General features: G+C 69.2%; 30 protein-coding genes and 5 tRNA genes. 27 read left to right on the forward strand and 8 right to left on the reverse strand.

Going from position 1 to position 26,900, the window contains the following annotated elements:
* The first annotated feature begins 75 nt into the window (after nucleotides 1-75).
* Nucleotides 76-852, forward strand: coding sequence for a fumarylacetoacetate hydrolase family protein (locus ACWD04_RS22390; protein WP_451134533.1), 777 nt, complete (start codon nucleotides 76-78; stop codon nucleotides 850-852).
* Nucleotides 845-2,317, forward strand: a complete 1,473-nt coding sequence (gltX, locus tag ACWD04_RS22395) for a glutamate--tRNA ligase (RefSeq protein ID WP_451134535.1) — start codon at nucleotides 845-847, stop codon at nucleotides 2,315-2,317. The genes ACWD04_RS22390 and gltX overlap by 8 nt, the downstream gene beginning before the upstream one ends.
* A gap of 56 nt (nucleotides 2,318-2,373) precedes the next feature.
* Here the strand turns inward: gltX and ACWD04_RS22400 are convergent, their stop codons facing one another.
* Nucleotides 2,374-2,607, reverse strand: coding sequence for a hypothetical protein (locus ACWD04_RS22400; protein WP_451134537.1), 234 nt, complete (start codon nucleotides 2,605-2,607; stop codon nucleotides 2,374-2,376).
* Nucleotides 2,597-3,406 carry a DUF3800 domain-containing protein gene (locus ACWD04_RS22405; protein WP_451134539.1) on the reverse strand — a complete coding sequence of 270 codons (810 nt, stop codon included), beginning with the start codon at nucleotides 3,404-3,406 and terminating at the stop codon, nucleotides 2,597-2,599. The genes ACWD04_RS22400 and ACWD04_RS22405 overlap by 11 nt, the downstream gene beginning before the upstream one ends.
* Nucleotides 3,407-3,509: 103 nt before the next feature.
* On the opposite strand from ACWD04_RS22405, the gene ACWD04_RS22410 reads away from it, so the two are divergent.
* From ACWD04_RS22410 to ACWD04_RS22445, 8 genes are all read left to right on the forward strand, one after another.
* Nucleotides 3,510-5,117 carry a DEAD/DEAH box helicase family protein gene (locus ACWD04_RS22410; protein ID WP_451134541.1) on the forward strand — a complete coding sequence of 536 codons (1,608 nt, stop codon included), beginning with the start codon at nucleotides 3,510-3,512 and terminating at the stop codon, nucleotides 5,115-5,117.
* A complete protein-coding gene (locus ACWD04_RS22415) occupies nucleotides 5,018-5,626 on the forward strand; it encodes a type I restriction-modification enzyme R subunit C-terminal domain-containing protein (protein ID WP_451134543.1) in 609 nt (202 codons plus the stop codon). The genes ACWD04_RS22410 and ACWD04_RS22415 overlap by 100 nt, the downstream gene beginning before the upstream one ends.
* 88 nt (nucleotides 5,627-5,714) lie before the next feature.
* Nucleotides 5,715-6,434 carry an HAD family hydrolase gene (locus ACWD04_RS22420; RefSeq protein ID WP_451134545.1) on the forward strand — a complete coding sequence of 240 codons (720 nt, stop codon included), beginning with the start codon at nucleotides 5,715-5,717 and terminating at the stop codon, nucleotides 6,432-6,434.
* An 85-nt stretch (nucleotides 6,435-6,519) separates the two neighbouring features.
* Nucleotides 6,520-6,591: transfer RNA gene (locus ACWD04_RS22425), tRNA-Gln, on the forward strand.
* Between the two features lie 19 nt (nucleotides 6,592-6,610).
* Nucleotides 6,611-6,683 (forward strand) — tRNA-Glu (locus tag ACWD04_RS22430).
* 60 nt (nucleotides 6,684-6,743) lie between these two features.
* Nucleotides 6,744-6,816 (forward strand) — tRNA-Glu (locus tag ACWD04_RS22435).
* A 12-nt stretch (nucleotides 6,817-6,828) separates the two neighbouring features.
* Nucleotides 6,829-6,900: transfer RNA gene (locus ACWD04_RS22440), tRNA-Gln, on the forward strand.
* 20 nt (nucleotides 6,901-6,920) lie between these two features.
* Nucleotides 6,921-6,993: transfer RNA gene (locus ACWD04_RS22445), tRNA-Glu, on the forward strand.
* A 143-nt stretch (nucleotides 6,994-7,136) separates the two neighbouring features.
* On the opposite strand, the gene ndgR is transcribed toward ACWD04_RS22445, so the two are convergent.
* A complete protein-coding gene (gene ndgR, locus ACWD04_RS22450) occupies nucleotides 7,137-7,853 on the reverse strand; it encodes an IclR family transcriptional regulator NdgR (RefSeq protein WP_033303994.1) in 717 nt (238 codons plus the stop codon).
* Between the two features lie 175 nt (nucleotides 7,854-8,028).
* Between ndgR and leuC the strand changes: the two genes are divergently transcribed.
* The 4 genes from leuC (at nucleotide 8,029) to ACWD04_RS22470 (ending at nucleotide 11,177) form a co-directional block, all read left to right on the forward strand.
* Nucleotides 8,029-9,453: a 3-isopropylmalate dehydratase large subunit gene (gene leuC, locus ACWD04_RS22455; RefSeq protein ID WP_451134547.1), complete on the forward strand. Its 1,425-nt coding sequence runs from the start codon at nucleotides 8,029-8,031 to the stop codon at nucleotides 9,451-9,453.
* Between the two features lie 5 nt (nucleotides 9,454-9,458).
* On the forward strand, nucleotides 9,459-10,052 hold the full coding sequence (gene leuD, locus ACWD04_RS22460; RefSeq protein WP_451134549.1) for a 3-isopropylmalate dehydratase small subunit: 594 nt from the start codon (nucleotides 9,459-9,461) through the stop codon (nucleotides 10,050-10,052).
* Nucleotides 10,053-10,156: 104 nt separating this feature from the next.
* Nucleotides 10,157-10,384, forward strand: coding sequence for an SCO5555 family protein (locus tag ACWD04_RS22465; protein ID WP_031100634.1), 228 nt, complete (start codon nucleotides 10,157-10,159; stop codon nucleotides 10,382-10,384).
* Nucleotides 10,385-10,526: 142 nt separating this feature from the next.
* A complete protein-coding gene (locus tag ACWD04_RS22470) occupies nucleotides 10,527-11,177 on the forward strand; it encodes an HU family DNA-binding protein (protein WP_451134552.1) in 651 nt (216 codons plus the stop codon).
* Between the two features lie 81 nt (nucleotides 11,178-11,258).
* Here ACWD04_RS22470 and ACWD04_RS22475 read toward each other — a convergent pair whose 3' ends face one another.
* Nucleotides 11,259-11,465, reverse strand: coding sequence for a hypothetical protein (locus tag ACWD04_RS22475; protein WP_451134554.1), 207 nt, complete (start codon nucleotides 11,463-11,465; stop codon nucleotides 11,259-11,261).
* A 10-nt stretch (nucleotides 11,466-11,475) separates the two neighbouring features.
* Nucleotides 11,476-12,159, reverse strand: a complete 684-nt coding sequence (cofC, locus tag ACWD04_RS22480) for a 2-phospho-L-lactate guanylyltransferase (RefSeq protein ID WP_451134556.1) — start codon at nucleotides 12,157-12,159, stop codon at nucleotides 11,476-11,478.
* 149 nt (nucleotides 12,160-12,308) lie between these two features.
* On the opposite strand from cofC, the gene ACWD04_RS22485 reads away from it, so the two are divergent.
* From ACWD04_RS22485 to ACWD04_RS22495, 3 genes are read left to right on the forward strand one after another with little or no spacing between them, the layout of a single operon-like run.
* Complete coding sequence (locus ACWD04_RS22485; protein WP_451134558.1) at nucleotides 12,309-13,067, forward strand: lysophospholipid acyltransferase family protein; 759 nt, start codon at nucleotides 12,309-12,311, stop codon at nucleotides 13,065-13,067.
* Nucleotides 13,064-14,074 (forward strand): NAD(P)H-dependent glycerol-3-phosphate dehydrogenase, encoded by a 1,011-nt coding sequence (locus ACWD04_RS22490; RefSeq protein ID WP_451134560.1) that lies wholly within the window; start codon nucleotides 13,064-13,066, stop codon nucleotides 14,072-14,074. The genes ACWD04_RS22485 and ACWD04_RS22490 overlap by 4 nt, the downstream gene beginning before the upstream one ends.
* Nucleotides 14,075-14,108: 34 nt before the next feature.
* Nucleotides 14,109-15,281: a D-alanine--D-alanine ligase family protein gene (locus ACWD04_RS22495; RefSeq protein WP_451134562.1), complete on the forward strand. Its 1,173-nt coding sequence runs from the start codon at nucleotides 14,109-14,111 to the stop codon at nucleotides 15,279-15,281.
* Nucleotides 15,282-15,314: 33 nt separating this feature from the next.
* On the opposite strand, the gene ACWD04_RS22500 is transcribed toward ACWD04_RS22495, so the two are convergent.
* Both ACWD04_RS22500 and ACWD04_RS22505 read right to left on the reverse strand, forming a co-directional pair.
* Nucleotides 15,315-15,794: a DUF3515 domain-containing protein gene (locus tag ACWD04_RS22500; RefSeq protein ID WP_451134564.1), complete on the reverse strand. Its 480-nt coding sequence runs from the start codon at nucleotides 15,792-15,794 to the stop codon at nucleotides 15,315-15,317.
* 20 nt (nucleotides 15,795-15,814) lie between these two features.
* Nucleotides 15,815-16,048 (reverse strand): Lrp/AsnC family transcriptional regulator, encoded by a 234-nt coding sequence (locus ACWD04_RS22505; RefSeq protein ID WP_104789405.1) that lies wholly within the window; start codon nucleotides 16,046-16,048, stop codon nucleotides 15,815-15,817.
* Nucleotides 16,049-16,368: 320 nt separating this feature from the next.
* On the opposite strand from ACWD04_RS22505, the gene ACWD04_RS22510 reads away from it, so the two are divergent.
* A complete protein-coding gene (locus ACWD04_RS22510) occupies nucleotides 16,369-17,340 on the forward strand; it encodes a thiamine-phosphate kinase (protein ID WP_451134566.1) in 972 nt (323 codons plus the stop codon).
* A gap of 10 nt (nucleotides 17,341-17,350) precedes the next feature.
* Entirely contained in the window at nucleotides 17,351-18,160 is an 810-nt protein-coding gene (gene thiD, locus ACWD04_RS22515; RefSeq protein ID WP_451134568.1) for a bifunctional hydroxymethylpyrimidine kinase/phosphomethylpyrimidine kinase, read from the forward strand.
* Nucleotides 18,161-18,240: 80 nt separating this feature from the next.
* On the opposite strand, the gene rpmB is transcribed toward thiD, so the two are convergent.
* Nucleotides 18,241-18,426, reverse strand: a complete 186-nt coding sequence (gene rpmB, locus ACWD04_RS22520) for a 50S ribosomal protein L28 (protein ID WP_003965989.1) — start codon at nucleotides 18,424-18,426, stop codon at nucleotides 18,241-18,243.
* A gap of 256 nt (nucleotides 18,427-18,682) precedes the next feature.
* Here rpmB and ACWD04_RS22525 point away from each other — a divergent pair, with 256 nt between their 5' ends.
* The 8 genes from ACWD04_RS22525 to rnc all read left to right on the forward strand — a co-directional run bounded on the left by ACWD04_RS22525 (nucleotide 18,683) and on the right by rnc (nucleotide 26,863).
* Nucleotides 18,683-20,305, forward strand: a complete 1,623-nt coding sequence (locus ACWD04_RS22525; protein ID WP_451134571.1) for a DAK2 domain-containing protein — start codon at nucleotides 18,683-18,685, stop codon at nucleotides 20,303-20,305.
* 51 nt (nucleotides 20,306-20,356) lie between these two features.
* On the forward strand, nucleotides 20,357-22,639 hold the full coding sequence (gene recG / locus ACWD04_RS22530; protein ID WP_451134573.1) for an ATP-dependent DNA helicase RecG: 2,283 nt from the start codon (nucleotides 20,357-20,359) through the stop codon (nucleotides 22,637-22,639).
* 89 nt (nucleotides 22,640-22,728) lie between these two features.
* Nucleotides 22,729-23,313 (forward strand): 16S rRNA (guanine(966)-N(2))-methyltransferase RsmD, encoded by a 585-nt coding sequence (gene rsmD / locus ACWD04_RS22535; RefSeq protein WP_389194130.1) that lies wholly within the window; start codon nucleotides 22,729-22,731, stop codon nucleotides 23,311-23,313.
* Between the two features lie 26 nt (nucleotides 23,314-23,339).
* Nucleotides 23,340-23,819, forward strand: a complete 480-nt coding sequence (gene coaD, locus ACWD04_RS22540; protein ID WP_389194262.1) for a pantetheine-phosphate adenylyltransferase — start codon at nucleotides 23,340-23,342, stop codon at nucleotides 23,817-23,819.
* Between the two features lie 98 nt (nucleotides 23,820-23,917).
* Nucleotides 23,918-25,033: a cell division initiation protein gene (locus ACWD04_RS22545; RefSeq protein WP_451134575.1), complete on the forward strand. Its 1,116-nt coding sequence runs from the start codon at nucleotides 23,918-23,920 to the stop codon at nucleotides 25,031-25,033.
* A gap of 195 nt (nucleotides 25,034-25,228) precedes the next feature.
* Nucleotides 25,229-25,843: a YceD family protein gene (locus ACWD04_RS22550; RefSeq protein WP_451134577.1), complete on the forward strand. Its 615-nt coding sequence runs from the start codon at nucleotides 25,229-25,231 to the stop codon at nucleotides 25,841-25,843.
* A 2-nt stretch (nucleotides 25,844-25,845) separates the two neighbouring features.
* A complete protein-coding gene (gene rpmF / locus ACWD04_RS22555) occupies nucleotides 25,846-26,019 on the forward strand; it encodes a 50S ribosomal protein L32 (protein ID WP_003965982.1) in 174 nt (57 codons plus the stop codon).
* Nucleotides 26,020-26,038: 19 nt separating this feature from the next.
* Nucleotides 26,039-26,863: a ribonuclease III gene (gene rnc, locus ACWD04_RS22560; protein ID WP_451134579.1), complete on the forward strand. Its 825-nt coding sequence runs from the start codon at nucleotides 26,039-26,041 to the stop codon at nucleotides 26,861-26,863.
* Nucleotides 26,864-26,900: the final 37 nt, after the last annotated feature.

Genomic DNA, 26,900 nt, shown 5'->3' on the forward strand with positions numbered 1-26,900 from the left:
CCCCTCGGCCTGGCGAGGCGATAACCTGGAGCGTCAGTCTTCAGCCAGCCAGCAAGTGAGGGGCGACAGCATCCCGTGCGCATCGCCAGGTTCTCCATCGACGGCAATGTCGCCTTCGGCGCGGTCGAGGGCGACAGCCCCGACAGCCTCGTCCTCGACATCATCAAGGGCATCCCGTACGCCGACTTCGAGCTCTCCGGGACCAAGGTCCCGCTGAAGAAGGTCCGGCTGCTGCCGCCCGTGCTTCCCAACAAGGTCGTGGCCATCGGCCGCAACTACGCGGAACACGCCGCCGAGCTCGGCAACGAGATCCCGGATGTCCCCATCACCTTCTTCAAGCCCACCACCTCGGTGATCGGGTCGGGCGACGCGATCGAGTACCCCTCCTTCTCCGACGACCTCCACCACGAGGCCGAGCTGGCCGTGGTGATCGGCCGCATGTGCCGCGAGGTTCCCCGTGAGCGTGTCAAGGACGTCATCTTCGGCTACACGTGCGCCAACGACGTCACCGCCCGCGACGTCCAGCAGCGCGAGAAGCAGTGGGCCCGGGCGAAGGGCTTCGACACCTCCTGCCCGCTCGGCCCCTGGGTGGAGACCGACGTCGACCCCGGCAATCTGGCCATCCAGGCCACCGTCAACGGCGAGCAGCGCCAGCTGGGCCGCACGAGCGACATGATCCGCTCCATCGAGGACCTGGTCGTCCACATCACGGAAGCCATGACGCTGCTTCCGGGCGACGTGATCCTCACCGGGACCCCCGCAGGGGTCGGGCCCCTGCACGTCGGCGACGAAGTCGCCATCACCATCGAAGGCATCGGCACTCTCACCAACAAGGTGATCAAGCGTGGTTAACGGACCCGTCCGCGTACGTTTCTGTCCCTCCCCGACCGGCAACCCCCACGTGGGCCTGGTCCGGACAGCTCTCTTCAACTGGGCCTTCGCCCGGCACCACCAGGGCACCCTGGTCTTCCGCATCGAGGACACCGACGCGGCCCGTGACTCCGAGGAGTCCTACGAGCAGCTGCTCGACTCGATGCGCTGGCTCGGCATGGACTGGGACGAGGGCCCCGAGATCGGCGGCCCGCACGCCCCGTACCGCCAGTCGCAGCGGATGGACCTCTACAAGGACGTCGCGGAGAAGCTCCTGGCCGCCGGGTACGCGTACCCGTGCTACTGCACCACCGAGGAGCTCGACACCCGCCGCGACGCCGCCCGCGCGGCCGGCAAGCCCTCGGGCTACGACGGTCACTGCCGTGACCTGAGCGATGAGCGCAAGGCCGCGTACGAGGCCGAGGGCCGCACCTCGATCGTCCGCTTCCGGATGCCCGACGAGGCGATCACCTTCACCGACCTGGTCCGCGGTGACATCACGGTGCAGCCGGAGAACGTCCCGGACTACGGCATCGTCCGTGCCAACGGCGCCCCGCTCTACACGCTCGTCAACCCGGTCGACGACGCGCTGATGGAGATCACCCACGTCCTGCGCGGCGAGGACCTGCTCTCGTCCACCCCGCGCCAGATCGCCCTCTACCGGGCGCTCATCGAGCTGGGCATCGCCAAGGACACCCCCGCCTTCGGCCATCTCCCGTACGTCATGGGGGAGGGCAACAAGAAGCTCTCCAAGCGTGACCCGCAGGCCTCGCTCAACCTCTACCGCGAGCGCGGCTTCCTGGCCGAGGGGCTGGTCAACTACCTGTCGCTCCTCGGCTGGTCGATCGCCGAGGACCGCGACATCTTCAACCGCGACGAGCTGGTGGCCGCGTTCGACATCGCGGACGTCAACGCCAACCCGGCACGCTTCGACCTGAAGAAGGCCGAGCACGTCAACGCCGAGCACCTGCGCATGCTCGACGTGAAGACCTTCACCGAGGCCTGCGGCCCGTGGCTGAAGGCCCCCTTCGCCCCCTGGGCGCCGGAGGCCTTCGACGCGGCGCAGTTCGCCGAGATCGCCCCGCACGCCCAGACGCGTGTGACGGTCCTCTCGGACATCACGGCCAACGTGGACTTCCTCTTCCTGGACGAGCCCGTCGAGGACGAGGCGTCCTGGGCGAAGGCCATGAAGGCGGGCTCCGACGCCCTGCTCGTCACGGCCCGCGCGAAGCTGCTCGCCGCCGAGTGGAACGCCGAGGCGCTCAAGGCCGCGGTCCTCGCCGCCGGTGAGGAGCACGGCCTGAAGCTCGGCAAGGCGCAGGCCCCGGTCCGCGTGGCCGTCACCGGCCGGACGGTCGGCCTGCCGCTCTTCGAGTCCCTGGAGATCCTGGGCCGCGAGAAGACGATCGCCCGCGTCGACGCGGCACTGGCGAAGCTCGCCGCGTAGCTGTTCCGCGCACGCCGGAGGCCGGGATCCCTTGGGGGTCCCGGCCTCCCGGCCGTTCACGGGACCTGCGGTGCCTCGCGTAGGCCGGCTCGCTGTCCCGGAACGGCGGTCGCTGCTCCGGCGCGCTTCCCGTCGGCGAACATCAGGCTGGAGGACTGCGCGGTGCGCCGGTCCGAGACCACGATGCCGCCGCGCCACTTGCCGCTGGGGTCCTGGTAGCGGAACTGGAGCTTCTTCAGACGCTCACCGAACTGTTCCCGCAGCGGTGCGTAGGCGTCGTCACAGTGCACGTTCCACGTGAGGTCGTTCAGGTAGGCGTGACAGGCGATCGGGAACAGCAGGGACGACACCACCAGATCCGCAACCTGCAACAAGGTGTGCGTGTCGCTGTGCCCGAAGACGGGGGACTCGATGATCCCCCCGGAGGCCGTCCCCGCCTGTGCGGTACTTGCGGGTGGTCACGCAGTGCACGTTGGGCGCGTTCTTCACCTTGGTGCGGCTGTCGAGGACCATCATGCCGCGCGAATGCTCGTGGGCCAGCTGAGCCTGAAACGTCTCGGTCAAGGAGCCCACGGAGGCCGGGTAGACACCGGATTCGTTGAAGGCGAGTCCCTCCTCCTTGATCCAGACGCGGGCGAGAAGCCGCGCGTCATGGCGTTCCAGTATGTCGAGCAGGGAGGAGATGAGCTCCATCGCGGCCCGGTGCCAGTTGTGGTTGCCGGCCCGTAGGTTCTTCCGGACGTCGGAGCCCTTGATCTCGTGCTGGATCAGCTCCGACAGATGCATGACGTGCTGCAACTGGGGCCGGTAGTGCTTCTTCACGTTGAGGAAGTCCCAGGTCAAGTCCCTGACCTGGGAACAGGGCACGGTGAACCCGCCGATGACGAGCACGGGCGGCGCATCCGGCTTGGCCGGGTCGAGCGTCTGCCCGTTGCCGGCCTCGTCGATGTAGCAGAGATGCACCGAAACCTGAAACACGTCTGTGGCCGCCCCCGAAGGGACGGCCACAGGGTCTGCGCAGCCATATGCGCGATGTTTTGTTTGCTGTCTCCGATGCTGCCAAGAGCGGGAGCGCAGGGTCAAGCTCATCGTCGCTCTGGGTTGACCGGGTTCAACCCTTTGGAGCGAAAGGGGCAGTTGCCGAGCCGGGCCAGACGAGGCACCCGATACTTCCGGGGCGCAGGGAGATCATGTGGGCGGCACGGTCGGGGGTGCGCAACGACATCCGGAACCCGCCGTCCACGGCGGTGACCTGGGCGCTCCCGTCGTCGTGCGCGAGGCCCCACGCGGCGACACGTGCGTCGTGCTCGCCGCCCGGCTCGCCGAACTGCAGGCCGAGGTTGCCGCAGCCAAGGCCGCGAACCAGAAGGTTCAGGACACCCACGACTATGACGAGGCCGCCACTCGCGATACGTTCATAGACCTCCTCCTCAAGGAGGCCGGCTGGGACCTGGCCCCCACAGGGGCCGACCCGGCGGGCAAGCTCACCGTCGAGCGCCCGGTGACCGGCATGCAGACCGCCTCCGGCAATGGCTTCGTCGACTACGTCCTGTGGGGCGTGGACGGCAAGCCCCTCGCCGTCGTCGAGGCCAAGCGCACAAGCCGCGACCCCCGCGACGGCCAGCAGCAGGCCAAGTTGTATGCGGACGCCCTCGCAGCCGAGTTCAACCGCCGCCCGGTGATCTTCTACACCAACGGCTACGAGACCTACCTCTGGGACGACGGCCTGGGCTACCCGCCCCGCCGGGTCCAGGGCTTCCTCACCCATGACCAGCTCCACTGGCATGTGCGGCAGCGCGCGGGCCGTCTCTCGCTGACGACCACTCCGGTGAACGAGAGGATCGCCGGACGCCCGTACCAGCTGCGCGCCATCAAGCGCGTCGGTGAGACGTACGAGCGCGACCGCCAGCGACAGGCCCTCCTCGTCATGGCGACCGGTACCGGCAAGACCCGTACCACCGTGGCCCTCGTCGACCAGCTGAAGAAGGCCGGCTGGGCCCAGCGTGTGCTGTTCCTCGCCGACCGCGAGGCCTTGGTCATCCAGACGATGAAGGCGTTCAAGGAGCACCTTCCGAACACTCCCGTCGCCAGTCTCCTGGACGACAAGTCCGCATCGGCGCACGTCTTCGTCTCCACCTACCAGACGATGATGAACCAGATCGACGTGACGGACAGTGCGGGACGCCGCCGCTTCGGTCCCGGCTACTTCGACCTCATCGTCATCGACGAGGCCCACCGTTCCGTCTATGCGAAGTACGGCGCCATCTTCCGCTACTTCGACTCGCTCCTCCTCGGGTTGACCGCGACTCCGAAGGACGAGATCGACCGCAACACCTACAAGCTGTTCCAGTTGGAAGACGGCGTCCCCACCGACTCCTACGGCTTGGATGAGGCGGTGGGCGAGGGTTACCTCGTGCCGCCGAAGGCCGTGAAAGTGCCCTTGAAGTTCATGGAGCACGGCATCCGCTATGACGACCTCTCCGAGGAGGAGAAGGCCGAATGGGATGCCAAGGAGTGGTCGGAGGACGGCGAGAAGCCGGACGCTGTCAGTCGCCATGAGATGAACACATCGCGGAGGACCTGCTCGGGAAGACCAATATCCCGGCCGTCGCCGACCAGCTTGAGCTGCTGGAGGCGGCAGCGGGCGAGGAGTGGTGGCAGGACGTCACCCTGCCGATGCTGGAAGACCTGCGCAGAAGGTTGCGAGGGCCGGCCGAGCTGGTTGACGCCAAGGCCAAGCGGAAGATCGTCTACACCGACTTCGAGGACGAGTTCGGCGAGATCCCCGAGGCGGAGATAAAGGACATGCCGACAGGCACGGACGAGCACAGGTTCCGCCAGAAGGCCCGCGCTTACTTGCTGCGTCACGAGAACCAGCCGGCCGTCCGCAAGCTGCGCCACAACGAGCAGATCACCGAGGACGACGTGGCCGGTCTGGAAGAGATCTTCCTCGCCGAAGCGGTGGCCTCACCCGAGGATCTGGACGAGGTGCGCGCGACGGGCGGGCTCGGTCTGTTCGTTCGCGCCCTGTGCGGACTCGACCGTCAGGCGGCTCAGAGAGCGCTCGAGCTCTTCATCGTGGGGAAGCAGCTGAGCGCCACACAACTGGACTTCATCACGCTGGTCATCGACGTGGTCACCAAGCGTGGCGTGCTCGATCTGGGAGACCTGTACGAGGTCGGCAGCCCCTTCCATGACTGCGCACCTGGCGGTCCGGACGATCTGTTCTCACCTGAGGAGATCGACGACTTGAAGATCATCTTTATCAGCCTGCAGAGCACCGCGAAGCCCGCCATGCTCGCCGCGTAGCTTTTCCGTGCACGCCCGAGGCCGGGTTCCCCTTGAGGGAGTTCCGGCCTCCGGCATCGGAGGGCCCCAGGACGGGTAGGTACGCCGCATGGTCATCCGCGCGGTCCTCTGGGACATCGACGACACGATCTTCGACTACTCCGGAGCCGACCGCATCGGCATGCGCAAGCATCTGGAGAACGAGGGCTTCCCCGAGGGATACGACTCCCTGGAGCGTGCCCTCGACGCCTGGAAAGCCATCACGGACGTGCAGTGGGCACGCTTCGCCGCCGGGGAGCTCGACTTCCAGGGGCAGCGCCGTGAGCGCGTACGCGCGTTTCTCGGACGGTGGCTGAGTGACGCCGAGGCCGATGACTGGTTCGGCCGGCACGCCGCCCATTACGAGGCCGCGTGGGCGCTCTTCCCGGACGCCGTGCCTGCCCTGGACCGGCTGGCGGGAAGCTTCCGCCACGCCGTCCTGTCCAACTCCAGCATCCACAACCAGGACCGCAAGCTGCGCGCCCTCGGGGTGCGGGACCGCTTCGAGGCCGTGGTGTGCGCCGTCGAGCTGGGCATCTCCAAGCCGGACGCGGGTGCTTTCCACGCCGCCTGTGAGGTGCTGGAGCTCGACCCGCCCGACGTGGCGTACGTGGGGAACGAACCCGACATCGACGCGGGCGGTGCGGTGGCCGCCGGGCTGACGGGAATCTGGCTGGACCGTGACGGGCAGGGCGGGCGTCCCGAACTCGTGCGGATCACCGGGCTGGATGAGCTGCCCGGCCTACTGGCCGGCCATACCCGTTTTGGAGCGCCGGACACCTTCAGGTAATGTTCTTCCTGCGCCGCCCGAGCGGGTTGAAAGATCCGGCCGGGAAGTGCAGACAGAAAACGAACCCTCAGGGGTTGCGTTTCATTGGGCTATGGTGTAATTGGCAACACTACGGTTTCTGGTACCGTCATTCTAGGTTCGAGTCCTGGTAGCCCAGCGCAAGACCGAAGTAGCAAGCCCCCGTTGTGTAGCGGCCTAGCACGCTGCCCTCTCACGGCAGTAGCGCCGGTTCGAATCCGGTCGGGGGTACAGATCCTTCCCGCGAGAACATCTGGGTCGCACCCACGTACTCGATGCAGGATCGCTAGGGCCCCCGTTGTGTAGCGGCCTAGCACGCTGCCCTCTCACGGCAGTAGCGCCGGTTCGAATCCGGTCGGGGGTACTTGTCACACCATGGGCTATGGTGTAATTGGCAACACTACGGTTTCTGGTACCGTCATTCTAGGTTCGAGTCCTGGTAGCCCAGCGCAAGTCAGCAGTAAACAAGCCCCCGTTGTGTAGCGGCCTAGCACGCTGCCCTCTCACGGCAGTAGCGCCGGTTCGAATCCGGTCGGGGGTACAACACAGCAGTACGGAAAGGCCCTTCGCTTCGGTGAGGGGCCTTCTTCGTGTGCCCGCAACACCATCCCCGGTGTGGGGCAGGTGACTTGGGCCGCCACGACGCTGGGGCGGCCGGAGGGGGAGGGCGGAGGCAGGAGCGGGTCAGCCCGTGCGGCGCAGCGCCTCGCTCAGTCTCGCGGCCGAGTCGATGATGGCCTGCGCGTGCATCCGGCCCGGGTGGCGGGTGAGCCGCTCGATCGGCCCGGAGACGGACACCGCGGCGACCACCCGGTTCGACGGTCCGCGGACCGGGGCCGAGACCGAGGCCACGCCCGGCTCGCGCTCACCGATCGACTGGGCCCAGCCTCGCCGCCGTACGCCCGAGAGGGCCGTCGCCGTGAAGCGGGCCCCTTGCAGGCCCCGGTGCAGACGTTCCGGCTCCTCCCAGGCCATCAGGATCTGTGCGGAGGAACCCGCCTTCATCGTGAGCGTGGAGCCGACCGGCACGGTGTCCCGCAGTCCGGACAGCCGCTCCGCCGCCGCTACGCAGATGCGCATGTCGCCTTGCCGGCGGTAGAGCTGCGCGCTCTCTCCGGTGATGTCGCGCAGATGTGTGAGTACGGGTCCGGCCGTTGCCAGGAGGCGGTCCTCGCCGGCCGCGGCCGCGAGCTCCGCGAGCCGGGGGCCGAGAATGAATCGGCCCTGCATGTCCCTCGCCACCATGCGGTGGTGTTCGAGTGCCACGGCCAGTCGGTGTGCCGTGGGCCGTGCGAGCCCTGTCGCCGCGACCAGCCCGGCGAGGGTGGCCGGACCGGACTCCAGGGCGCTCAATACCAGAGCTGCCTTGTCGAGAACGCCGACGCCGCTAGAGTTGTCCATACGACGATACTCGCGTCTCACTCTGTGAAACGCAAGTTCAATTTTCCCCGGAAGTTGCGAACCTGTACAGGCGGCCGTACAACGGCCCGCAGCCACCGCCTCGCTCGGGGGTCAGGGCGGCGGCAACTCGAAATCTCTAGTTGGGCCGGCGACGACGCCGGCCGGAGGGAAAGCGATGGGTAGGACACTCGCGGAGAAGGTCTGGGACGACCACGTCGTCCGGCGCGCCGATGGCGAGCCCGACCTTCTCTTCATCGATCTGCACCTGCTGCACGAGGTGACCAGCCCGCAGGCGTTCGACGGTCTGCGCCAGGCAGGCCGCCCGGTGCGGCGGCTCGACCTCACCATCGCGACCGAGGACCACAACACCCCCACCCTCGACATCGACAAGCCGATCGCCGATCCCGTCTCCCGCGCCCAGCTGGAGACCCTGCGCAAGAACTGCGCGGACTTCGGCGTCCGGCTGCACCCGCTGGGCGACGTCGAGCAGGGTGTCGTGCACGTGGTCGGCCCGCAGCTCGGGCTGACCCAGCCTGGCACCACGGTCGTCTGCGGTGACTCCCACACCTCCACCCACGGTGCTTTCGGAGCGCTGGCCTTCGGAATCGGCACCAGTCAGGTCGAGCACGTCCTGGCCACCCAGACGCTGCCGCTGGCCCGACCCAAGACCATGGCGATCACCGTCGAGGGCGAACTCCCCGACAGCGTCACCGCCAAGGACCTGATCCTGGCCATCATCGCCCGGATCGGCACCGGCGGCGGCCAGGGCTACATCCTCGAATACCGCGGCTCCGCCATCGAGAAGCTCTCGATGGAAGCCCGGATGACCATCTGCAACATGTCGATCGAGGCCGGCGCCCGCGCGGGCATGATCGCCCCCGACGAGACCACCTTCGCCTATCTGCGGGGCCGCGACCACGCCCCCGAGGGCGAGGACTGGGGCGCCGCGGTGGAGTACTGGAAGACGCTGCGCACCGACGACGACGCCGTCTTCGACGCCGAGGTCGTCATCGACGGCGCCGCACTGGCGCCGTTCGTCACCTGGGGCACCAACCCCGGTCAGGGCGCGCCGCTGTCGGCCAACGTCCCCGACCCGGCTTCGTACGAGGACGCCTCGGAGCGTTACGCCGCCGAAAAGGCCCTGGAATACATGGGGTTGACCGCCGGCCAGCCACTGCGCGAGATCAACGTGGACACGGTGTTCGTAGGTTCGTGCACCAACGGGCGCATCGAGGACCTGCGTAACGCGGCCTCGATCCTGGACGGCCGCAAAGTCGCCGACGGCGTACGGATGCTGGTCGTCCCGGGCTCCGTCAGGGTCGCCCTGCAGGCCGTCGAGGAGGGCCTGGACAAGGTCTTCACCACCGCCGGCGCCGAATGGCGGCACGCGGGCTGCTCGATGTGCCTCGGGATGAACCCCGACCAGCTGGCCCCCGGTGAGCGCTCCGCCTCCACCTCGAACCGGAACTTCGAGGGCAGGCAGGGCAAGGGCGGCCGCACCCACCTGGTCTCCCCGCAGGTCGCCGCCGCCACCGCCGTGCTGGGCCGTCTGGCCTCGCCCGCCGATCTGTCCGACGTCCGTACGCCCGCCGGAGTCTGAGAGTCATGGAAGCATTCACCGCACACACCGGCCGGGCCGTCCCGCTGCGTCGCAGCAACGTCGACACCGACCAGATCATCCCCGCTCACTGGCTGAAGAAGGTCACCCGTGACGGCTTCGAGGACGGGCTCTTCGAGGCCTGGCGCAGGGACGAGAACTTCGTCCTCAACCGCCCCGAGCGCAAGGGCGCCTCGGTGCTGGTCGCGGGTCCCGACTTCGGCACGGGCTCCTCGCGTGAGCACGCCGTCTGGGCCTTGCAGAACTTCGGCTTCAGGACGGTCATCTCCTCCCGCTTCGCAGACATCTTCCGGGGCAACTCCCTGAAGAACGGTCTGTTGACCGTCGTCCTCGACCAGCAGGTCGTCGACAGGCTCTGGGAGCTGACCGAGGCCGACCCCACGGCTGAGGTCACCGTCGACCTGGAGAAGCGACAGGTCCTCGCGGACGGCATCACGGCCGACTTCGAGCTCGACGAGAACGCCCGCTGGCGCCTGCTGAACGGGCTCGACGACATCAGCCTCACTCTTCAGAACGAAGCGGACATTGTGACTTACGAGGCGGCCAGGCCGTCCCACAAACCGCGTACGATTGACGCCTGAGCAGCGCTTTTCCCGAACTGCGCCCCCCGCCTCCCGGCAGGGGGCGCAGTCGCTTGTTGAGACCCCCTCGGGCGACAACTCGCCCCAGATGGCACAATCGGTGCATGGAACGCGACAGCCAACTCGAGCTCTATGGCCAAGTCGCCGACCGATTGAAAGAAGCGCACGCAAAGGTGCGCGCACTGCAAGTCCCGGAGGGCGTACGGATGGCGCTGTCCCGGAAGCTGCTGGTCGTCACGGCCGCGGCTAAGCACGATCTCCCAGGTGCGGCAAGGCGTCTGGACCGGTTGATGAAGGACCTCGATGAGGGCCGATTCCCCGAAGGTGACTGACTCTGCGGAGAGCGCAGCGGTCGACTTCGTTGCGGCACTAGGGTGATTAGCCCGTTTCGTGTTTGATTTGCGGTATACATCTGCCTAACGTGCGAAAAAGCCTGAACAGTTTCGTTCCGGCAATGTCTCCGAAGGGGAAGACGTGAACAAGGCGCAGCTCGTAGAAGCGATTGCCGACAAGGTCGGCGGCCGCCAGCAGGCCGCGGACGCCGTCGACGTGGTACTCGACGCGATCGTCCGTGCGGTCGTCGCGGGGGATCGTGTCTCGGTCACCGGCTTCGGCTCGTTCGAGAAGGTCGACCGCCCCGCCCGGTACGCCCGCAACCCGCAGACGGGCGAGCGCGTACGGGTCAAGAAGACCTCCGTGCCCCGTTTCCGTGCGGGACAGGGGTTCAAGGACCTGGTGAGCGGCTCCAAGAAGCTCCCGAAGAACGACGTGGCCGTGAAGAAGGCCCCCAAGGGCAGCCTCTCGGGCGGTTCTTCCACCCGCACGACGGCGAAGGCGGCAGCGAAGAAGGCCACTGCCAAGAAGGCCACCGCCGCCAAGAAGACCACGCCGGCCGCGAAGAAGACGGCCCCGGCCAGGAAGACCACCGCCAAGAAGGCCACCGCCACGGCCAAGAAGGCCACGCCGGCGAAGAAGGCGACCCCGGCGAAGAAGACGACGGCCACGAAGAAGACCGTCGCCGCCCAGACCGCGCCCGCCAAGAAGGCCACGGCGAAGAAGGCGCCCGCGAAGAAGACCACGGCACGCAAGACCACAGCCAAGAAGGTCACCGCACGCAAGAAGTGAGACCGAGCACAGCTCGTTCCTCATACGCGCCGGGCCGGGCTCCCCGAGGGGAGCCCGGCCCGCGGGCTGTTCTAGGGCCGTTCAGAGCGTCTGCAGCGTCACCAGGGTGATCCGCGGCGAAGCACCCTGGCTCTCTTCGGTCTCGATCCGCACCCGCTGTCCCGGGCGCAGCAGCCGCAGCCCTCCGGCGTCGAAGGCGGCTGCGTCGAATTCCACCGGGGTGCCGTCGTCGAGGAGCACGCTGCCGGTGCGGGTCTCGGGGTCGTACGTGAACGAGGTCGCCTGCATGCGCGGCAGCCTATCGGTCCGCGGCAGGCACCGCCGGGGCCGTCAGTTCCGCGGTGAACCGCCCCACCCCCAGCGCGAGAGCCGCGCCCAGATCGCCACCCGTGTCCACGTCCCTGCGGACCGAATCGAGGCCCGGCAGCGTGATCTCCAACGCCCCCGATGCCAGATGCCGCGCCCGCGATGCCCCGCCGAAGGCCGGCCGCAATTCCATTCCGGGAGACGCGGAAAGAAATGTGGTGCCGATTCCCTGCGCATCACTGACGAATGCGCGGGGATATACGGCAGAGAATTCGAGCACCCGCGCCAATTCGTCGGGACGCAGGGCGGGCAGATCCGCGTTCAACACGGCCACCGCCGCCTTCCCGCGTCGCGCCCGCACCCATCGCTCACCGTGCTCCAGCGCCGCGTTGAGCCCGGCCGCCGGGGTGTCCGCCACCGTGCGCGCGCCGAGCGCGGCCAGCGCCGCTCCGGCCACCGGGTCGTCCGTGACCACCACCACATCCCCCACCGCCCGGCAGGACAGCGCGGCCGACACGGTGTCCTGCGCGAATGCGAGGGCCAGGCGCGGACGCAGCTCTGCGCCCACCGCCCGACCGAGCCTGCTCTTGGCCCGTGCGAGCGGTTTCAGCGGGACGACCAGGGACCAGGGGCCGGTCGGGTCGGTGTTCGTGGCGATCTCCCCCTCCGTACGCATCAGCCCATATTCTCCCCTGCCGGTACGACAACCCGGGGGTCCGCCCCCACGGGTGAGGCGTACGGTGTTCTCCACACAGCAGGGCCCCGGGGCAGGACAGCACCGCCGCGAGCCGCCCAACAGCTCATTTCCTAGAGGAAGGCGTCCGAGTGCCCCGCCGCAGAATCGGCTTCTGGTACCGCCTGGCGGCGGTCATCGCGAAACCGCCCCTGGTGGTTCTGTTCAAGCGGGACTGGCGGGGAATGCAACACATTCCGGCCGATGGCGGATTCATCACCGCGGTCAATCACAACTCGTATCTGGACCCGCTGTCGTACGGGCATTTCCAGTACAACACCGGACGCGTGCCGCGGCTCCTCGCCAAGGCCGGACTCTTCAGGACGCCCTTTGTCGGCATGATCCTGCGCGGCACCGGGCAGATCCCCGTCTACCGCGAGACGACCAACGCACTCGACGCCTTCCGCGCCGCCGTCGCCGCGATCGAGCGTGGCGAATGCGTCGCCTTCTACCCGGAAGGCACGCTCACCCGCGACCCGGACATGTGGCCGATGGCCGGCAAGACCGGCGCCGCCCGGGTAGCGCTGATGACCAAGGCCCCGGTCATCCCCGTCGCCCAGTGGGGCGCCAACCTCGCGATGCCGCCCTACGCCGAGGAGAACAAACTCCAGTTGTTCCCCCGCAAGACCCTGCGGGTGCAGGCCGGCCCACCGGTCGACCTCTCCCGCTACTACGGCCTGGAGCCGACTCCCGACGTCCTGCGCCAGGCGACCGAGACCATCATGGCCGCGATCACCGCCCAGCTCGAGGAAGTGCGCGGCGAGAAGGCTCCCGCCGAGCTCTACGACCACCGCAAGGCCCGTGCTGAACAGCGGCGCAAGGCAGAAGGCAAGGGAAAGGGATCGACGTGACGCACCCCGTAAAGGCGGCCGTCTTCGGAACGGGCTCATGGGGTACGGCCTTCGCCGTGGTCCTCGCCGACGCAGGCTGCGAGGTCACGCTCTGGGGCCGTCGCGCCGAGGTGGCCGAGGCCGTCAACACGACCCGTACGAACCCGGAGTACCTGCCGGGCGTCGAGCTGCCCGACTCGGTCCGGGCCACGACCGACCCCGCCGAGGCGCTACGCGGCGCGGACTTCGCCGTCCTCGTGGTGCCTTCGCAGACCCTGCGCGCCAACCTCGCCGACTGGTCCCGGCATCTGGAACCCGGCACCGTGCTCGTCTCCCTGATGAAGGGCGTCGAACTCGGCACCGCCAAGCGGATGAGCGAGGTCATCCAGGACGTCACCGAGGTCACCCCGGACCGGATCGCCGTCATCACCGGCCCCAACCTCGCCAAGGAGATCGCCGAACGCCGCCCCGCCGCGGCCGTCGTCGCCTGCTCGGACGAGGACGTCGCCCGGCGCCTCCAGGCGGCCTGCCACACCCCGTACTTCCGGCCGTACACCAACACCGACGTGATCGGCTGCGAGCTCGGCGGCGCCGTGAAGAACGTCATCGGCCTCGCCGTGGGCATCGCCGACGGCATGGGCCTCGGCGACAACGCCAAGGGCTCGCTCATCACCCGCGGCCTCGCCGAGACGACCCGGCTGGGACTCGCCATGGGCGCCGACCCGCTCACCTTCTCCGGACTGGCCGGACTCGGCGACCTGGTGGCGACGTGCTCCTCGCCGCTCTCGCGCAACCACACCTTCGGTACCAACCTCGGGCGCGGGATGACGCTCCAGGAGACCGTCGCCGTCACGAGCCAGACCGCCGAGGGCGTCAAGTCCTGTGAATCCGTGCTCGATCTGGCACGCAGGCACGGCGTCGACATGCCGATCACCGAGACGGTCGTCGGCATCGTCCACGAGGGCAAGCCGCCGGTGGTCGCGCTCAAGGAGCTGATGTCGCGCAGTGCCAAGCCCGAGCGACGCTGACTCGAGCCCTACCAGCAGGTACGCTCATCGTGATATGAGCAGCCAGAACCTCCCCCAGAGCCCTGAGAGCCCCCGGAGCTCCGAGTCGGGCCGTAAGCCGCGTGTGGCCGTCGTGTTCGGCGGCCGGAGCTCCGAACACGGCATCTCGGTCGTCACGGCCGGTGCCGTCATGAGCGCCATCGACCGGACGAAGTACGACGTCCTGCCGATCGGCATCACCAGGGACGGACGTTGGGTCCTCACGTCCGACGACCCGGCCCGCATGGCCATCACGGACCGGCAGGTGCCCGACGTTGACCAGCTGGCCGAGTCCGCGCAGGGCGCCGTGACGCTCTCCGTCGACCCCGGCAACCGTGACGTCGTCGTGAGTGAACCCGGTTCGGTGCCCACGGTCCTGGGCGAGGTCGATGTCGTCTTCCCCATGCTGCACGGCCCCTACGGCGAGGACGGCACGCTCCAGGGGCTCCTGGAGCTCTCCGGTGTGCCCTACGTCGGCGCCGGCGTCCTGTCCTCGGCCGTCGGCCAGGACAAGGAGTACATGAAGCGGATGTTCACCTCCTTCGGGCTGCCGGTCGGCCCGTACGAGGTCGTCCGCCCCCGGGAATGGGAGTCGGACCGCCCCGCCGCCCGCAAGCGCATCATGGAGTTCGCGGCCGAACAGGGCTGGCCGCTCTTCATCAAGCCCGCCCGCGGCGGCTCCTCCATGGGCATCACCAAGGTCGACGACGCAGCCGGGCTCGACGAGGCGATCGAGGAGGCCCGCCGGCACGACCCCAAGTTCCTCGTGGAGTCCCTGCTGCGCGGCCGGGAGATCGAGTGCGGCGTGCTGGAGTTCGAGGACGGACCGCGCGCCAGCGTGCCCGCGGAGATCCCGCCCGTCACCGCGCACGACTTCTACGACTTCGAGGCGAAGTACATCGACTCGGCGGCCGGCCTGGTTCCCGCACCGCTCACCGACGAGCAGAACGCCGAGGTACGACGGCTCGCCGTCGCCGCCTTCGAGGCAGCCTCCTGCGAGGGCCTGGTGCGCGCCGACTTCTTCCTCACCGAGGACGGCACGTTCGTCATCAACGAGATCAACACCATGCCGGGATTCACCCCGATCTCCATGTTCCCCCGCATGTGGCAGGCGAGCGGTGTGGAGTACCCGGAGCTGGTGGACCGGCTGATCACGGCCGCACTGAACCGCTCCACCGGCCTGCGCTGACCTCTGAGGGCCGTCTTCGCGCGGGGACGGCCCTCAGAGGCTGTCGGGGACCGTCTTCTTCACCGGCTCGGCGAACGCGGACAACGGGGTGATGTCATGGGCGTACTCCGTCCCGAGCGTCACCTCGACATACGCCTTGCGGTAGGTGGTCGTGAACCGCGGGCCGACGTCATCGGGCTGCTCCAGCAGCCAGTTGACGCCGTCCGCGTCGACAGCTTCGGACTGGGTGTCGTCCATCTTCGCGGGCCGGGGGACGCCGCAGCGCAGTACGATCGCCCCGTCCCCCCAGCCGGCGGTCAGGTCCGAATCCGGCGAGGGATCACTCCGTTCCAGACCGGCGACGGTCCCCGGCAGTTCCTTGTGCAGCTTCCCGCAGTACTCGGCGGCCTCCGACGACGGCGTGGGAACCGCCGCCGAAGGGCCGGAGGAACAGCCTGCCGCCGCCAGGACGAACAGGGCGGCGGAAGGGGCGAGAACGCGGGATCCGGGGGTCCGGCGGCGGGTGCGAGTCACCGGACCAGCGTAGACAGGGGTCAGAGGTGGACGACCGGGCAGGTCAGGGTTCGCGTGATGCCGTCCACCTGCTGGACCTTGGCGACCACCATCCGGCCGAGTGCGTCGACCGTGTCGGCCTGCGCGCGCACCACCACGTCGTAGGGGCCTGTGACGTCCTCTGCCTGGATCACTCCCGGAAGTTTTGCGATGGTCTCGGCAACGGTCGACGCCTTGCCCACCTCGGTCTGGATAAGGATGTACGCCTGTACCACGGAACCTCCAGGGCGGCCACGAGGATCATGTGGGGGAAAGGGACGCCACGTTATCGCGTTGCCCCGGGCCGCGGGGAGACCTGCGGGCCGGTCGACGCCTACAGCGTGGAGTACGCACCACAGAAGTTGACGTATCTCTTGACGGTACCGACAGCAGTTGGGGCTCGCGACCGCAAGCCCACCGGTGCGGAAAGGGGACAGTGATGCCTGCACGTCCCGGGGCCACCGGCTCCCGTGGGTCGTCCGCCCATGGTCCGGGCCGCCGGCCGCTGAAGCAGCCCGGACAGGTGTCCGGTGCGATAGATGAGAGGTGAGACTCGGTGAAGGGAACCGTGGGCGAGTTGGGGGAGTTCGGGCTCATCAGAGAGCTCACTTCCAGGCTCACCACCACTCCGGCGGTACGGCTGGGACCCGGCGACGACGCCGCGGTCGTGGCCGCTCCTGACCGCAGAGTCGTGGCCAGTACGGACATCCTGCTGGAAGGGCGGCACTTCCGCCGAGACTGGTCGACCGCGTACGACGTCGGCCGCAAGGCCGCCGCCCAGAACCTCGCCGACATCGCGGCCATGGGCGCCGTGCCCACGGCGCTGCTGCTCGGCCTCGTCGTACCGGCCGACCTGCCCGTCACCTGGGCGGGCGAGCTGATGGACGGGCTGCGTGACGAATGCCAGGTCGCCGGCGCGGCCGTCGTCGGCGGCGACGTCGTCGGCGGCGACACCATCACCGTCGCGATCACCGCGCTCGGTGACCTGCGCAACCACGAACCCGTCACCCGGGCCGGCGCCCGGCCCGGCGACGTGGTGGCGGTCACCGGATGGCTCGGCTGGTCCGCGGCCGGATTCGCCGTGCTCTCCCGGGGGTTCCGCTCACCGCGTGCCTTCGTCGAGGCGCACCGGCGCCCCGAACCGCCGTACCACGCCGGCCCCGCGGCGGCCGGGCTGGGCGCCACGGCCATGACCGACGTCAGCGACGGGCTCGTCGCCGACCTCGGGCACATCGCCGAGGCCAGCAACGTTCGCATCGACCTGCGGTCCGGGCTCATCGACATCCCCTCGCAGATGTCCGACATCGGGCAGGCTGTCGGGGTCGACCCGATGCAGTGGGTGCTCACCGGGGGAGAGGACCACGCGATCGTGGCGACGTTCCCGTCCGATGTGAAGCTGCCCGCACGCTGGAAGGTCATCGGAGAGGTCCTCCACCCGTCGGCCCTGCCCCAGGTCACCGTCGACGGGGCGCCCTGGACGAGCAAGGCCGGCTGGGACCATTTCGGATCCATCGAGGACGCCCAGTAGATTCCGGGGCATGACCGCACCTGCCCCGATACCGCCCCGTGTCCTCACCGTCGCCGGATCCGACTCCGGCGGCGGTGCGGGTATCCAGGCCGACCTGAAGACGATGCTGGCCCTCGGCACTCACGGAATGAGCGTGCTGACCGCGGTGACCGCCCAGAACTCGCTGGGCGTACAGGGCGCCTGGGAGCTGCCGGTGGAAGCCGTACGCGCCCAGTACCGCAGTGTCGTCGACGACATCGGCGTCCAGGCGGTGAAGACCGGCATGCTGTCCTCCGCCGCGCTCGTCGACCTCGTCGCGGAACTCCTCGCGGGCACCGGCGCGCCCGTCGTCGTCGACCCCGTCGGGGTGTCCAAGCACGGGGACGCGCTGCTGGCCGCCGAGGCCCTCGACTCCGTACGTACGAAGCTGCTGCCCGTCGCCACGGTCGCCACCCCGAATCTCGACGAGGTGACCCAGCTCACCGGCCGCACCGTCACCGACGAACCGGGGATGCGCCGGGCGGCAGCCGAGATCCTCGCGTACGGACCGCGCTGGGTGGTGATCAAGGGCGGCCATCTGCCAGGCGAGGCCGTGGACCTCTTGACGGACGGCAGCGAGGAGCACTGGCTGCGCGCACCGAGGCACGACAACCGGCACACCCACGGCACGGGCTGCACCCTCGCCTCCGCCGTCGCCTGCGGACTCGCCCGCGGCCAGGACGTCCCGACGGCCGTGCGGGGCGCCAAGGAGTACGTCACCGGCGCGATCCGGGGCGGCTTCGCGCTGGGCGACGGGATCGGCCCCGTCGATCACGGCTGGCTCGTACGCCCGGCCCGCTGACGCGGAGCACAGCAAAAAGCCGGTCCACCGAGGTGGACCGGCTTTTTGGGCAACCGGAAGGCTGCGCTACGACGGGGACGTCAGCGCGCGACCTTGCCGGCCTTGATGCACGAGGTGCAGACGTTGAGCCGCTTCGGCGTCCGACCGACCACTGCACGCACGCGCTGGATGTTGGGATTCCAGCGACGGGACGTACGGCGGTGCGAGTGCGAAATGCTGTTGCCGAAGCTCGGCCCCTTGCCGCAAACGTCGCAGTTGGCAGCCACGGGTCACTCCAAAGACTTCAGATGCACTTACAGTGAATTCCGGCACGCCGGATTCATTTTACTGAAGTGGCGGTACCGGGGAATGGTCCGACTCTCGTCGGGCAACCGAAGCAGCATACAACGGCTGCTTCGGAGATACGAAACTACCACGGCTCTCCAGGCACTCCGTCCCGCACCTCTGCCCGGCGGGTCCGTGGACGAGGACTACCCTGCGGTGCAGCCAGCCCCCCACGGCCGTCCCCAAGGAGGACCAACGGTGCCGCAGTCCCCCGACGATCTCGACGCCGTCGCGGTGCGCACCTGGTGCTCACTGGCTCTCGAGGCCCTGGGCCGGGAGCGGGAGGCCATCGACGCCATCAACGTGTACCCGGTCGCCGACGGTGACACCGGCACCAACCTGTATCTCACCGTCGAGTCGGCGGCCGCCGCCGTCGAAGCGGTCTTCGCCGCCCATGAGACCGGCTCCACCGTGCCCGCCCCCACGGACGCCGTGCGGGCCATGGCGCACGGCGCGCTGATCGGCGCCCGTGGGAACTCCGGCACCATCCTGGCCCAGCTGCTGCGCGGCATGGCCTCGGTGCTGTCCGAGTCGGGTGACGCCCCTCACCTGCGGGCTGCGTTGAAGGAGGCCGCCGCAGCGGCACGGCTGGCCGTCGCCCATCCCGTCGAGGGCACGGTGCTCACCGTCGCCACCGCCGCCGCCGAGGCGGCGGCGGCCACGGACGGGAGCGCCGGCCTCACGGATGTGGCCGAGGCTGCGTACGAAGGGGCGCGCGCAGCCCTGGCCGCCACCCCCGGCCAGCTCGCCGTCCTCGGGCGCGCGGGCGTCGTGGACGCGGGCGGGCAGGGCCTGGTGACCGTGCTCGGCGCACTGCTGGAATCGGTCGGCGGACGGGCGCGGGAGCGCGCCGTCCTGCCCGCCCCCGACCTCCTGCCCCTGACCGGCGACTGCGCGGACGTAAACCCGGACGGCGGGCCGGCCTTCGAGGTCATCTATCTGCTGGAGGCTCCCGACGACGCGGTCGCCCGGCTGCGGAGCCGGCTGGACGCCCTGGGGGAATCCCTCGTCGTGGTCGGCGGAGACGGCCTGTGGAACGTCCACGTCCATGTCGACGACGCCGGGGCGGCCGTCGAGGCCGGGGTCGAGGCCGGCCGGCCCCACCGGATCCGGATCACCCACTTCGCCGCCGACCGGGGCCTGGCCCACCGGGAACCCGCCCAGCGCGCCGTCGTCGCCGTGGTATCCGGCGACGGGCTCGCCGGGCTGTGCACGGAGGCCGGAGCGACCACCGTGCTGGCACGCCCCGGTGAGCCACCCGCCAGCGGCGAACTCGTGGACGCCATCCGCCGGGCCCATGCCCGCGAAGTGGTCCTGCTGCCCAACGACGCACAGCTGCGCCACACAGCGGCCGCGGCCGCCGAACAGGCCAGGAGCGAAGGCATCCGCGTCGCCCTGGTCCCCACCCGCGCCGCGGTCCAGGGCATCGCCGCGCTCGCCGTGCACGAACCCGGCCGCAGCTTCGACGAGGACGTCGTCGCCATGACCTCGGCGGCCGGCGCCACCCGGTACGCCGAACTGGCCGTCGCCGAACGTCAGTCGTGGACCATGGCGGGAATCTGCCAGGCCGGCGACATCCTCGGCCTGATCGACGGGGACGTCGCCGTCATCGGTGCGGACGTACCCGGCACGGCCCGCACCGTCCTGGACCGGATGCTGTCGGCCGGCGGCGAACTCGTCACCCTGGTCCTGGGGGAGGACATGTCCGACGCCCTGGCCGACGAGCTGAGTGACCACGTCCGCGAGGGCTACCTGGCCGTCGACACGGTCGTCTACCGGGGCGGCCACCAGGCGGCACCCCTGCTGATCGGCGTCGAATGACACGTCGCGCGGCGCTGCGCCCGGCGACATCTGTCAGTGGCGTGGTGTGCAATGGACCGCGTGTCCGCTTTCGATGAACCTCTCAAGAAGCTGCTCGGCGGGGCCACCGCGAAGGTGATGGCCGAACACCTCGACCTGCACACGGTCGGGGATCTGCTGCACCACTACCCGCGGCGCTACGAGGAGCGGGGCCGTCTCACGGCGCTCACCGAGCTCCCGCTGGACGAGCACGTGACGGTGGTCGCACAGGTCGCCGACGCGCGGATCATGATGTTCAACAACGGCCGCGGAAAGCGGCTGGAGGTCACCCTCACCGACGGGAGCGGCAGACTCCAGCTGGTCTTCTTCGGCCACGGCGTCCACAAGCCCCACAAGGAGCTCCTCCCCGGCCGGCGGGCGATGTTCGCGGGCAAGGTCTCCGTGTTCAACAGGAAGATGCAGCTGGCCCACCCCACCTATCAACTCCTCGACGCGCGGGATGACGACGAGACGGCCGGGCCGACCGATGTGACCGAGGCCGTCGACGCCTTCGCGGGGCAGCTGCTGCCCATCTACCCGGCCTGCAAGCAGCTCGACTCCTGGCGGATCGCCAAGGCCGTCGACACGGTCCTGCCCAGCGCGCAGGAGGCAGTGGACCCACTGCCCGCCTCGCTGCGGGACGGGCGTGGATTCCTCCCCCTGCCCGAGGCGCTGCTCAGGATCCACCGCCCGCACACCAAGGCCGACATCGCCGCCGCGCGGGACCGGCTGCGCTGGGACGAGGCCTTCGTCCTCCAGGTCGCCCTCGCCCGCCGCCGTTACGCCGACACCCAGCTCCCGGCGGTGGCCCGCGGATCCGTACCCGACGGGTTGCTCGACGCCTTCGACGCCACACTTCCCTTCACCCTCACCGAGGGCCAGCAGAAGGTCACCGAGGAGATCTTCGGCGCCCTGGCGACGGAGCATCCCATGCACCGGCTGCTCCAGGGGGAGGTCGGCTCCGGCAAGACGCTGGTCGCGCTGCGGGCCATGCTCAGGGTCGTCGACGCGGGCGGCCAGGCGGCGATGCTCGCGCCCACCGAGGTGCTGGCCCAGCAGCACCACCGGTCGATCACCGAGATGATGGGTGAGCTGGCCGGGAACTGGGGGCTGTGGCGCGAAGCACCTCCTCAGAAGGGTGATGGCGGGCGCCGGGCGGGAATGCATGGCGGCTCCGACCTGGGCACGAAGGTCGTCCTGCTCACCGGCTCCATGGGCATGGCGGCCCGCCGGCAGGCGCTGCTCGACCTGGTCACGGGCGAGGCCGGGATCGTCATCGGCACCCATGCGCTGATCGAGGACAAGGTTCAGTTCCACGACCTGGGTCTGGTCGTCGTCGACGAACAGCACCGCTTCGGCGTGGAACAGCGCGACGCGCTCCGCTCCAAGGGGAAACAGCCGCCCCACCTGCTGGTGATGACGGCCACACCCATTCCCCGTACGGTCGCGATGACCGTCTTCGGCGACCTGGAGACCTCCGTCCTGGACCAGCTCCCCGCCGGCCGCTCGCCGATCGCCAGCCATGTCGTCCCCGCCAAGGACAAGCCGCACTTCCTCAGCCGCGCCTGGGAACGCGTACGCGAGGAGGTGGAGAACGGCCACCAGGCGTACGTGGTCTGTCCCCGCATCGGGGACGACGCCGACGAGGCCACGGAGAAGAAGGGGAAGAAGCAGGCCGCCTCCGAGGACGACGCCGAGAAGCGGCCACCGCTCGCCGTACTGGAGATCGCCGAACAGCTTCGCAAGGGCCCGCTCACCGGCCTCCGGATCGAGGTGCTGCACGGGAGGATGCACCCTGACGACAAGGACGACGTCATGCGCCGGTTCGCCGCCGGCCAGGTCGACGTCCTGGTCGCCACCACCGTCATCGAGGTCGGGGTGAACGTTCCCAACGCCACCGCGATGGTGATCATGGACGCGGACCGCTTCGGTGTCTCCCAGCTGCACCAGCTGAGAGGCCGCGTCGGGCGTGGCAGCGCCCCCGGCCTCTGCCTGCTGGTCAGCGAGGCCCACGAGGCGAGCCCCGCCCGGGCCAGGCTCTCCGCGGTCGCCGCCACCCTCGACGGCTTCGAGCTGTCCCGGATCGACCTGGAACAGCGGCGCGAGGGCGATGTCCTCGGTCAGGCCCAGTCCGGGGTCCGCTCCTCCCTGCGGGTGCTCAGCGTCATCGACGACGAGGAGGTCATCGCGGCAGCCCGCGCGGAGGCCGTCGGTGTCGTCGCGGACGATCCCGGGCTCGAGCGGCTGCCGGAGCTGCGCATCGCGCTGGACGCCCTGCTCGACAAGGACCGGGAGGAGTACCTCGACAAGGGGTGACCGGGCGGATCTCAGGCGACGCCATATCGTGGGGAGCACAGCACACGTCCCGTCCTGTGTGCTGCCCGCGACCCGAGGAACAGAAGCCCATGACCCGCGTGATCGCCGGCTCGGCCGGCGGACGCCGCCTGGCCGTCCCGCCCGGCACCGGCACCCGCCCCACCTCCGACCGTGCGCGCGAGGCCCTGTTCTCCACCTGGGAAGCGCTTCTGGGCACGCTCGACGGCATCCGTGTCGCCGATCTGTACGCCGGTTCCGGCGCCGTGGGTCTGGAGGCGCTCTCCCGCGGAGCGGCCCACGCGCTGCTCGTGGAGGCCGACGCCAAGGCAGCGCGCACCGTCCGTGACAACATCCGCACCCTCGGTCTGCCCGGCGCGGAATTCCGTGCGGGCAAAGCCGAACAGATCGTGACGGGACCGGCGCCCTCCGAGCCGTACGACGTGGTTTTCCTCGATCCGCCGTACGCCGTGACCGATGGCGATCTTGGGGAGATCCTCCTCACACTCCGTGCTCAGGGGTGGCTCACGGGCGACGCTCTCGTCACGGTGGAACGGAGCACCAGAGGCGGGGAATTCAACTGGCCCGACGGATTCGAGCCACAGCGGGCGCGTCGCTACGGCGAGGCCACGTTTTGGTACGGTCGCGCCGCCTCTACGTGCGAAGACGCACGATGACCGCACCGGAGAGCGAGGGAATCACGTTGCGCCGCGCCGTCTGTCCGGGGTCGTTCGACCCCATCACCAACGGGCATCTCGACATCATCGGACGAGCATCGAAGCTGTACGACGTCGTGCACGTCGCCGTGATGATCAACCAGTCCAAGAAGGGCCTGTTCACCGTCGACGAGCGGATCGAGATGATCCGCGAGGTCACGGCGGACTTCGGCAACGTGGAGGTCGAGTCCTTCCACGGCCTGCTGGTCGACTTCTGCAAGCAGCGTGACATCCCGGCGATCGTGAAGGGCCTGCGGGCCGTCAGCGACTTCGACTACGAGCTGCAGATGGCCCAGATGAACAACGGCCTCTCAGGGGTCGAGACGCTCTTCGTGCCGACGAACCCGACCTACAGTTTCCTGTCGTCCTCCCTGGTCAAGGAGGTCGCCACCTGGGGCGGCGACGTGGCGCACCTGCTGCCGCCCACCGTCCACGAGGCCCTGGCGGAACGTCTGCGTCAGCAGTGATGTGCTGACGGCCCGTCACCAGGTGTCGGACGGGAGGCGACTGGCCTTACAGTCGTCCCGTCCGTCTCCAACAGCAGCAAGAGAGTGGCGAGCACACGGTGGACGTGCAGAAGAAGCTCGACGAGATCGTCGAAACGGTCGGGAACGCCCGCTCCATGCCCATGTCGGCGTCCTGCGTGGTCAACCGGGCCGAACTGCTCGCGATGCTCGAGGAGCTGCGTGAGTCCCTGCCCAACTCGCTCGCCCACGCCGAGGAACTCATCGGCGGCCGTGAGCAGCTCGTCGAACAGGCCAGGCAGGAGGCCGAGCGGATCATCGAGTCGGCCCGCGCCGAACGCGGCTCGCTGATCTCCGGTACCGAGATCGCCCAGCGCTCCCAGGCGGAGGCGGACCGGATCCTGTCCGAGGCCCGCAGGGAGGCCGACGAGGTCCGCGGTGAGGCCGACGAGTACGTCGACAGCAAGCTCGCCAACTTCGAGGTCGTCCTCACCAAGACCATCGGCTCCGTCGACCGTGGCCGGGAGAAGCTTCTGGGCCGGGGCGAGGGCGGTGGCGTCGAGGGCTACGTGGACCCCGACTTCGCCGAGGCGCCGGAACGCAGCGCCGACCCCGAGACGCTCCGCCGACGTGCCGACGACTACGTGGACGCCAAGTTCGGCGCCTTCGAGGCCGTGCTCGCCAAGACGCTGGAGGCCGTCGGCCGGGGCCGCCAGAAGCTGCACGGCCGGGTTGCCACCGACGACCTCGGCGCGCACATGGCTGCCCAGGACGCCGCGGGCAGCCACCAGCGCACCAGCGACGAGGACCACTGGGCCGGTCTGGCCGAGCTCTCCGCCCCCGAGCCGCTCCGGAGCCCTCAGCAGCCCTCCTACCAGGAGCCCGCGCAGCCGGACTACACGCCGGCGGCCGACTACCAGGCCCCCGCACCGAACGGCTTCCCGGCGCAGGCCCAGCCCGAGCCGCAGTACGCGCAGACGTACGGCTACCAGGACCCGCAGCAGCCCCAGGACGGCTACGGCTACCCGCAGCAGCCCGACCCGTACGCCGGCTACCAGCAGCAGGCGTACGACCCGAACCAGCAGCAGGAGTACGGCTGGCCGCAGCAGGCCCAGGCCCCGGCGCAGCAGGGAGACAACGCGCTCGACGAGACCAGCCTCTTCGACACGAGCATGATCGACCTGGAACAGCTGCGGCGCTACGAACAGGGCCGCTGACCGGAGCGGTCCGTACCGGATTGGGAGCTGGGCGGTACGTCCAGTATCCTGGCTCTTCGGTCGCGTGTATGTCCGTGATCCCGGCTGCCCTCTTTCCTCCCGGACAGGGGCGGCCCACCCGAAGCCGCACCACGCACATGATTTTCGAAAGCAGGAAAAGCCCTGAACGGCCACCTCGACCACCGAAACCCCCTCGTGTTCGATACGCGCGAGCTGGGTCGGCGTCCCGGTGCCATGAAGCGGCTGACCCGCACGGTGGAAGCCCCTGGTACGCCGGTCCTCGGGATCGACGGGGTCATCGGCGTGCCGGAGAAGGCGCCGGTGGCGCTGGACCTCCGCCTCGAATCCGTCATGGAAGGGGTGCTTGTCACAGGCACCGCCCGTGCGACGGCCGAGGGGGAGTGCGTAAGGTGTCTGGAGCCGCTGGCCATCGAGGTCGAAGCGGATTTCCAGGAGATGTTCTCGTACCCTGACGCCGATGACCGGAACCGCAGCAGGACCGCGGACCCGGTCGACGACGCCGAGGACGACGAGGACAGGTTCTTTCTCGAGGACGACTCGTTCGACCTCGAGCCTGTGCTGCGTGACGCGGTGGTGCTCGCACTGCCGCTGCAGCCGGTGTGCAAGGAGACCTGTGCCGGTCTGTGTTCCGAATGCGGAATCAGGCTGGACGAGAATCCGGGCCATCACCACGACGTCGCCGACATACGTTGGGCGGCACTGCAAGGACTCGCCGAGACCGTTCAGGACGGCGAGAAGGACAACATGGGCGGCGCCGAACCGGGCGTCGACGAGAAGCAGGAGAAGTAGCCGTGGCTGTTCCGAAGCGGAAGATGTCGCGCAGCAACACGCGCCACCGCCGGTCGCAGTGGAAGGCTGCGGTCCCCACCCTGGTTTCGTGCGAGCGTTGCCAGGAGCCGAAGCTCCAGCACATTGCGTGCCCGAGCTGCGGCACCTACAACAAGCGCCAGGTCCTCGAGGTCTGAGCGGCTGGTGAGAGGCCCGATGTCTGAGTTGTCCAGCGCCAAGAAGCAGGCAGACAACATCAACACAGCCTCGTCCCACACGCTTCTGGAAGGGCGGCTCGGGTATCACCTCGAGTCCGCCCTTCTGGTGCGTGCGCTGACCCACCGTTCGTACGCATACGAGAACGGCGGTCTGCCCACCAACGAGCGGCTCGAATTCCTCGGGGATTCGGTGCTCGGCCTGGTGGTCACGGACACGCTGTACCGCACCCACCCCGACCTGCCCGAAGGCCAGCTGGCCAAATTGCGGGCCGCGGTGGTCAACTCGCGTGCACTTGCGGAAGTGGGCCGCGGCCTCGAACTCGGTTCCTTCATCCGGCTCGGCCGCGGTGAAGAGGGCACGGGTGGCCGGGACAAGGCTTCCATCCTCGCCGACACCCTTGAAGCGGTGCTCGGCGCCGTCTATCTCGACCAGGGCCTCAGCGCGGCCTCGGAGCTGGTCCACCGGCTCTTCGACCCGCTGATCGACAGGTCCTCCAACCTCGGAGCCGGCCTGGACTGGAAGACCAGTCTCCAGGAGCTCACCGCGAGCGAGAGCCTCGGAGTCCCCGAGTACCTCGTCACGGAGACCGGCCCCGATCACGAGAAGACCTTTACTGCTGCTGCTCGCGTCGGTGGTGTCTCGTACGGCACCGGCACCGGCCGTAGCAAGAAGGAAGCGGAGCAGCAGGCGGCGGAGTCCGCCTGGCGCGAGATCAGCGCCGCCGCGGAAGCACGGGAGGCCGCGGGCACGTCCGCGCCCGGCGGAGGGGTCGCCGACCTCCCTGCCGACCCGTCGCCGCACTCAGACGCCGCTCCGGCCTGAATGATCCGAGAACCCCTCGGTGCCTTGACGGCACCGG

Source organism: Streptomyces sp. NPDC002911, assembly GCF_053591835.1.

What these genes read in the sequence shown, in the direction of transcription:
- leuC (WP_451134547.1), top strand. Translation starts at nt 8,029, where the DNA reads ATGGGTAGGACACTCGCGGAGAAGGTCTGGGACGACCACGTCGTCCGG.
- rnc (WP_451134579.1), top strand. Translation starts at nt 26,039, where the DNA reads ATGTCTGAGTTGTCCAGCGCCAAGAAGCAGGCAGACAACATCAACACA.
- ACWD04_RS22475 (WP_451134554.1), bottom strand. Translation starts at nt 11,465, where the DNA reads ATGCAGGCGACCTCGTTCACGTACGACCCCGAGACCCGCACCGGCAGC.
- cofC (WP_451134556.1), bottom strand. Translation starts at nt 12,159, where the DNA reads ATGCGTACGGAGGGGGAGATCGCCACGAACACCGACCCGACCGGCCCC.
- ACWD04_RS22405 (WP_451134539.1), bottom strand. Translation starts at nt 3,406, where the DNA reads ATGAGCTTGACCCTGCGCTCCCGCTCTTGGCAGCATCGGAGACAGCAA.
- rsmD (WP_389194130.1), top strand. Translation starts at nt 22,729, where the DNA reads ATGACCCGCGTGATCGCCGGCTCGGCCGGCGGACGCCGCCTGGCCGTC.
- ACWD04_RS22420 (WP_451134545.1), top strand. Translation starts at nt 5,715, where the DNA reads ATGGTCATCCGCGCGGTCCTCTGGGACATCGACGACACGATCTTCGAC.
- recG (WP_451134573.1), top strand. Translation starts at nt 20,357, where the DNA reads ATGGACCGCGTGTCCGCTTTCGATGAACCTCTCAAGAAGCTGCTCGGC.
- ndgR (WP_033303994.1), bottom strand. Translation starts at nt 7,853, where the DNA reads ATGGACAACTCTAGCGGCGTCGGCGTTCTCGACAAGGCAGCTCTGGTA.
- thiD (WP_451134568.1), top strand. Translation starts at nt 17,351, where the DNA reads ATGACCGCACCTGCCCCGATACCGCCCCGTGTCCTCACCGTCGCCGGA.
- leuD (WP_451134549.1), top strand. Translation starts at nt 9,459, where the DNA reads ATGGAAGCATTCACCGCACACACCGGCCGGGCCGTCCCGCTGCGTCGC.
- ACWD04_RS22495 (WP_451134562.1), top strand. Translation starts at nt 14,109, where the DNA reads ATGAGCAGCCAGAACCTCCCCCAGAGCCCTGAGAGCCCCCGGAGCTCC.
- ACWD04_RS22465 (WP_031100634.1), top strand. Translation starts at nt 10,157, where the DNA reads ATGGAACGCGACAGCCAACTCGAGCTCTATGGCCAAGTCGCCGACCGA.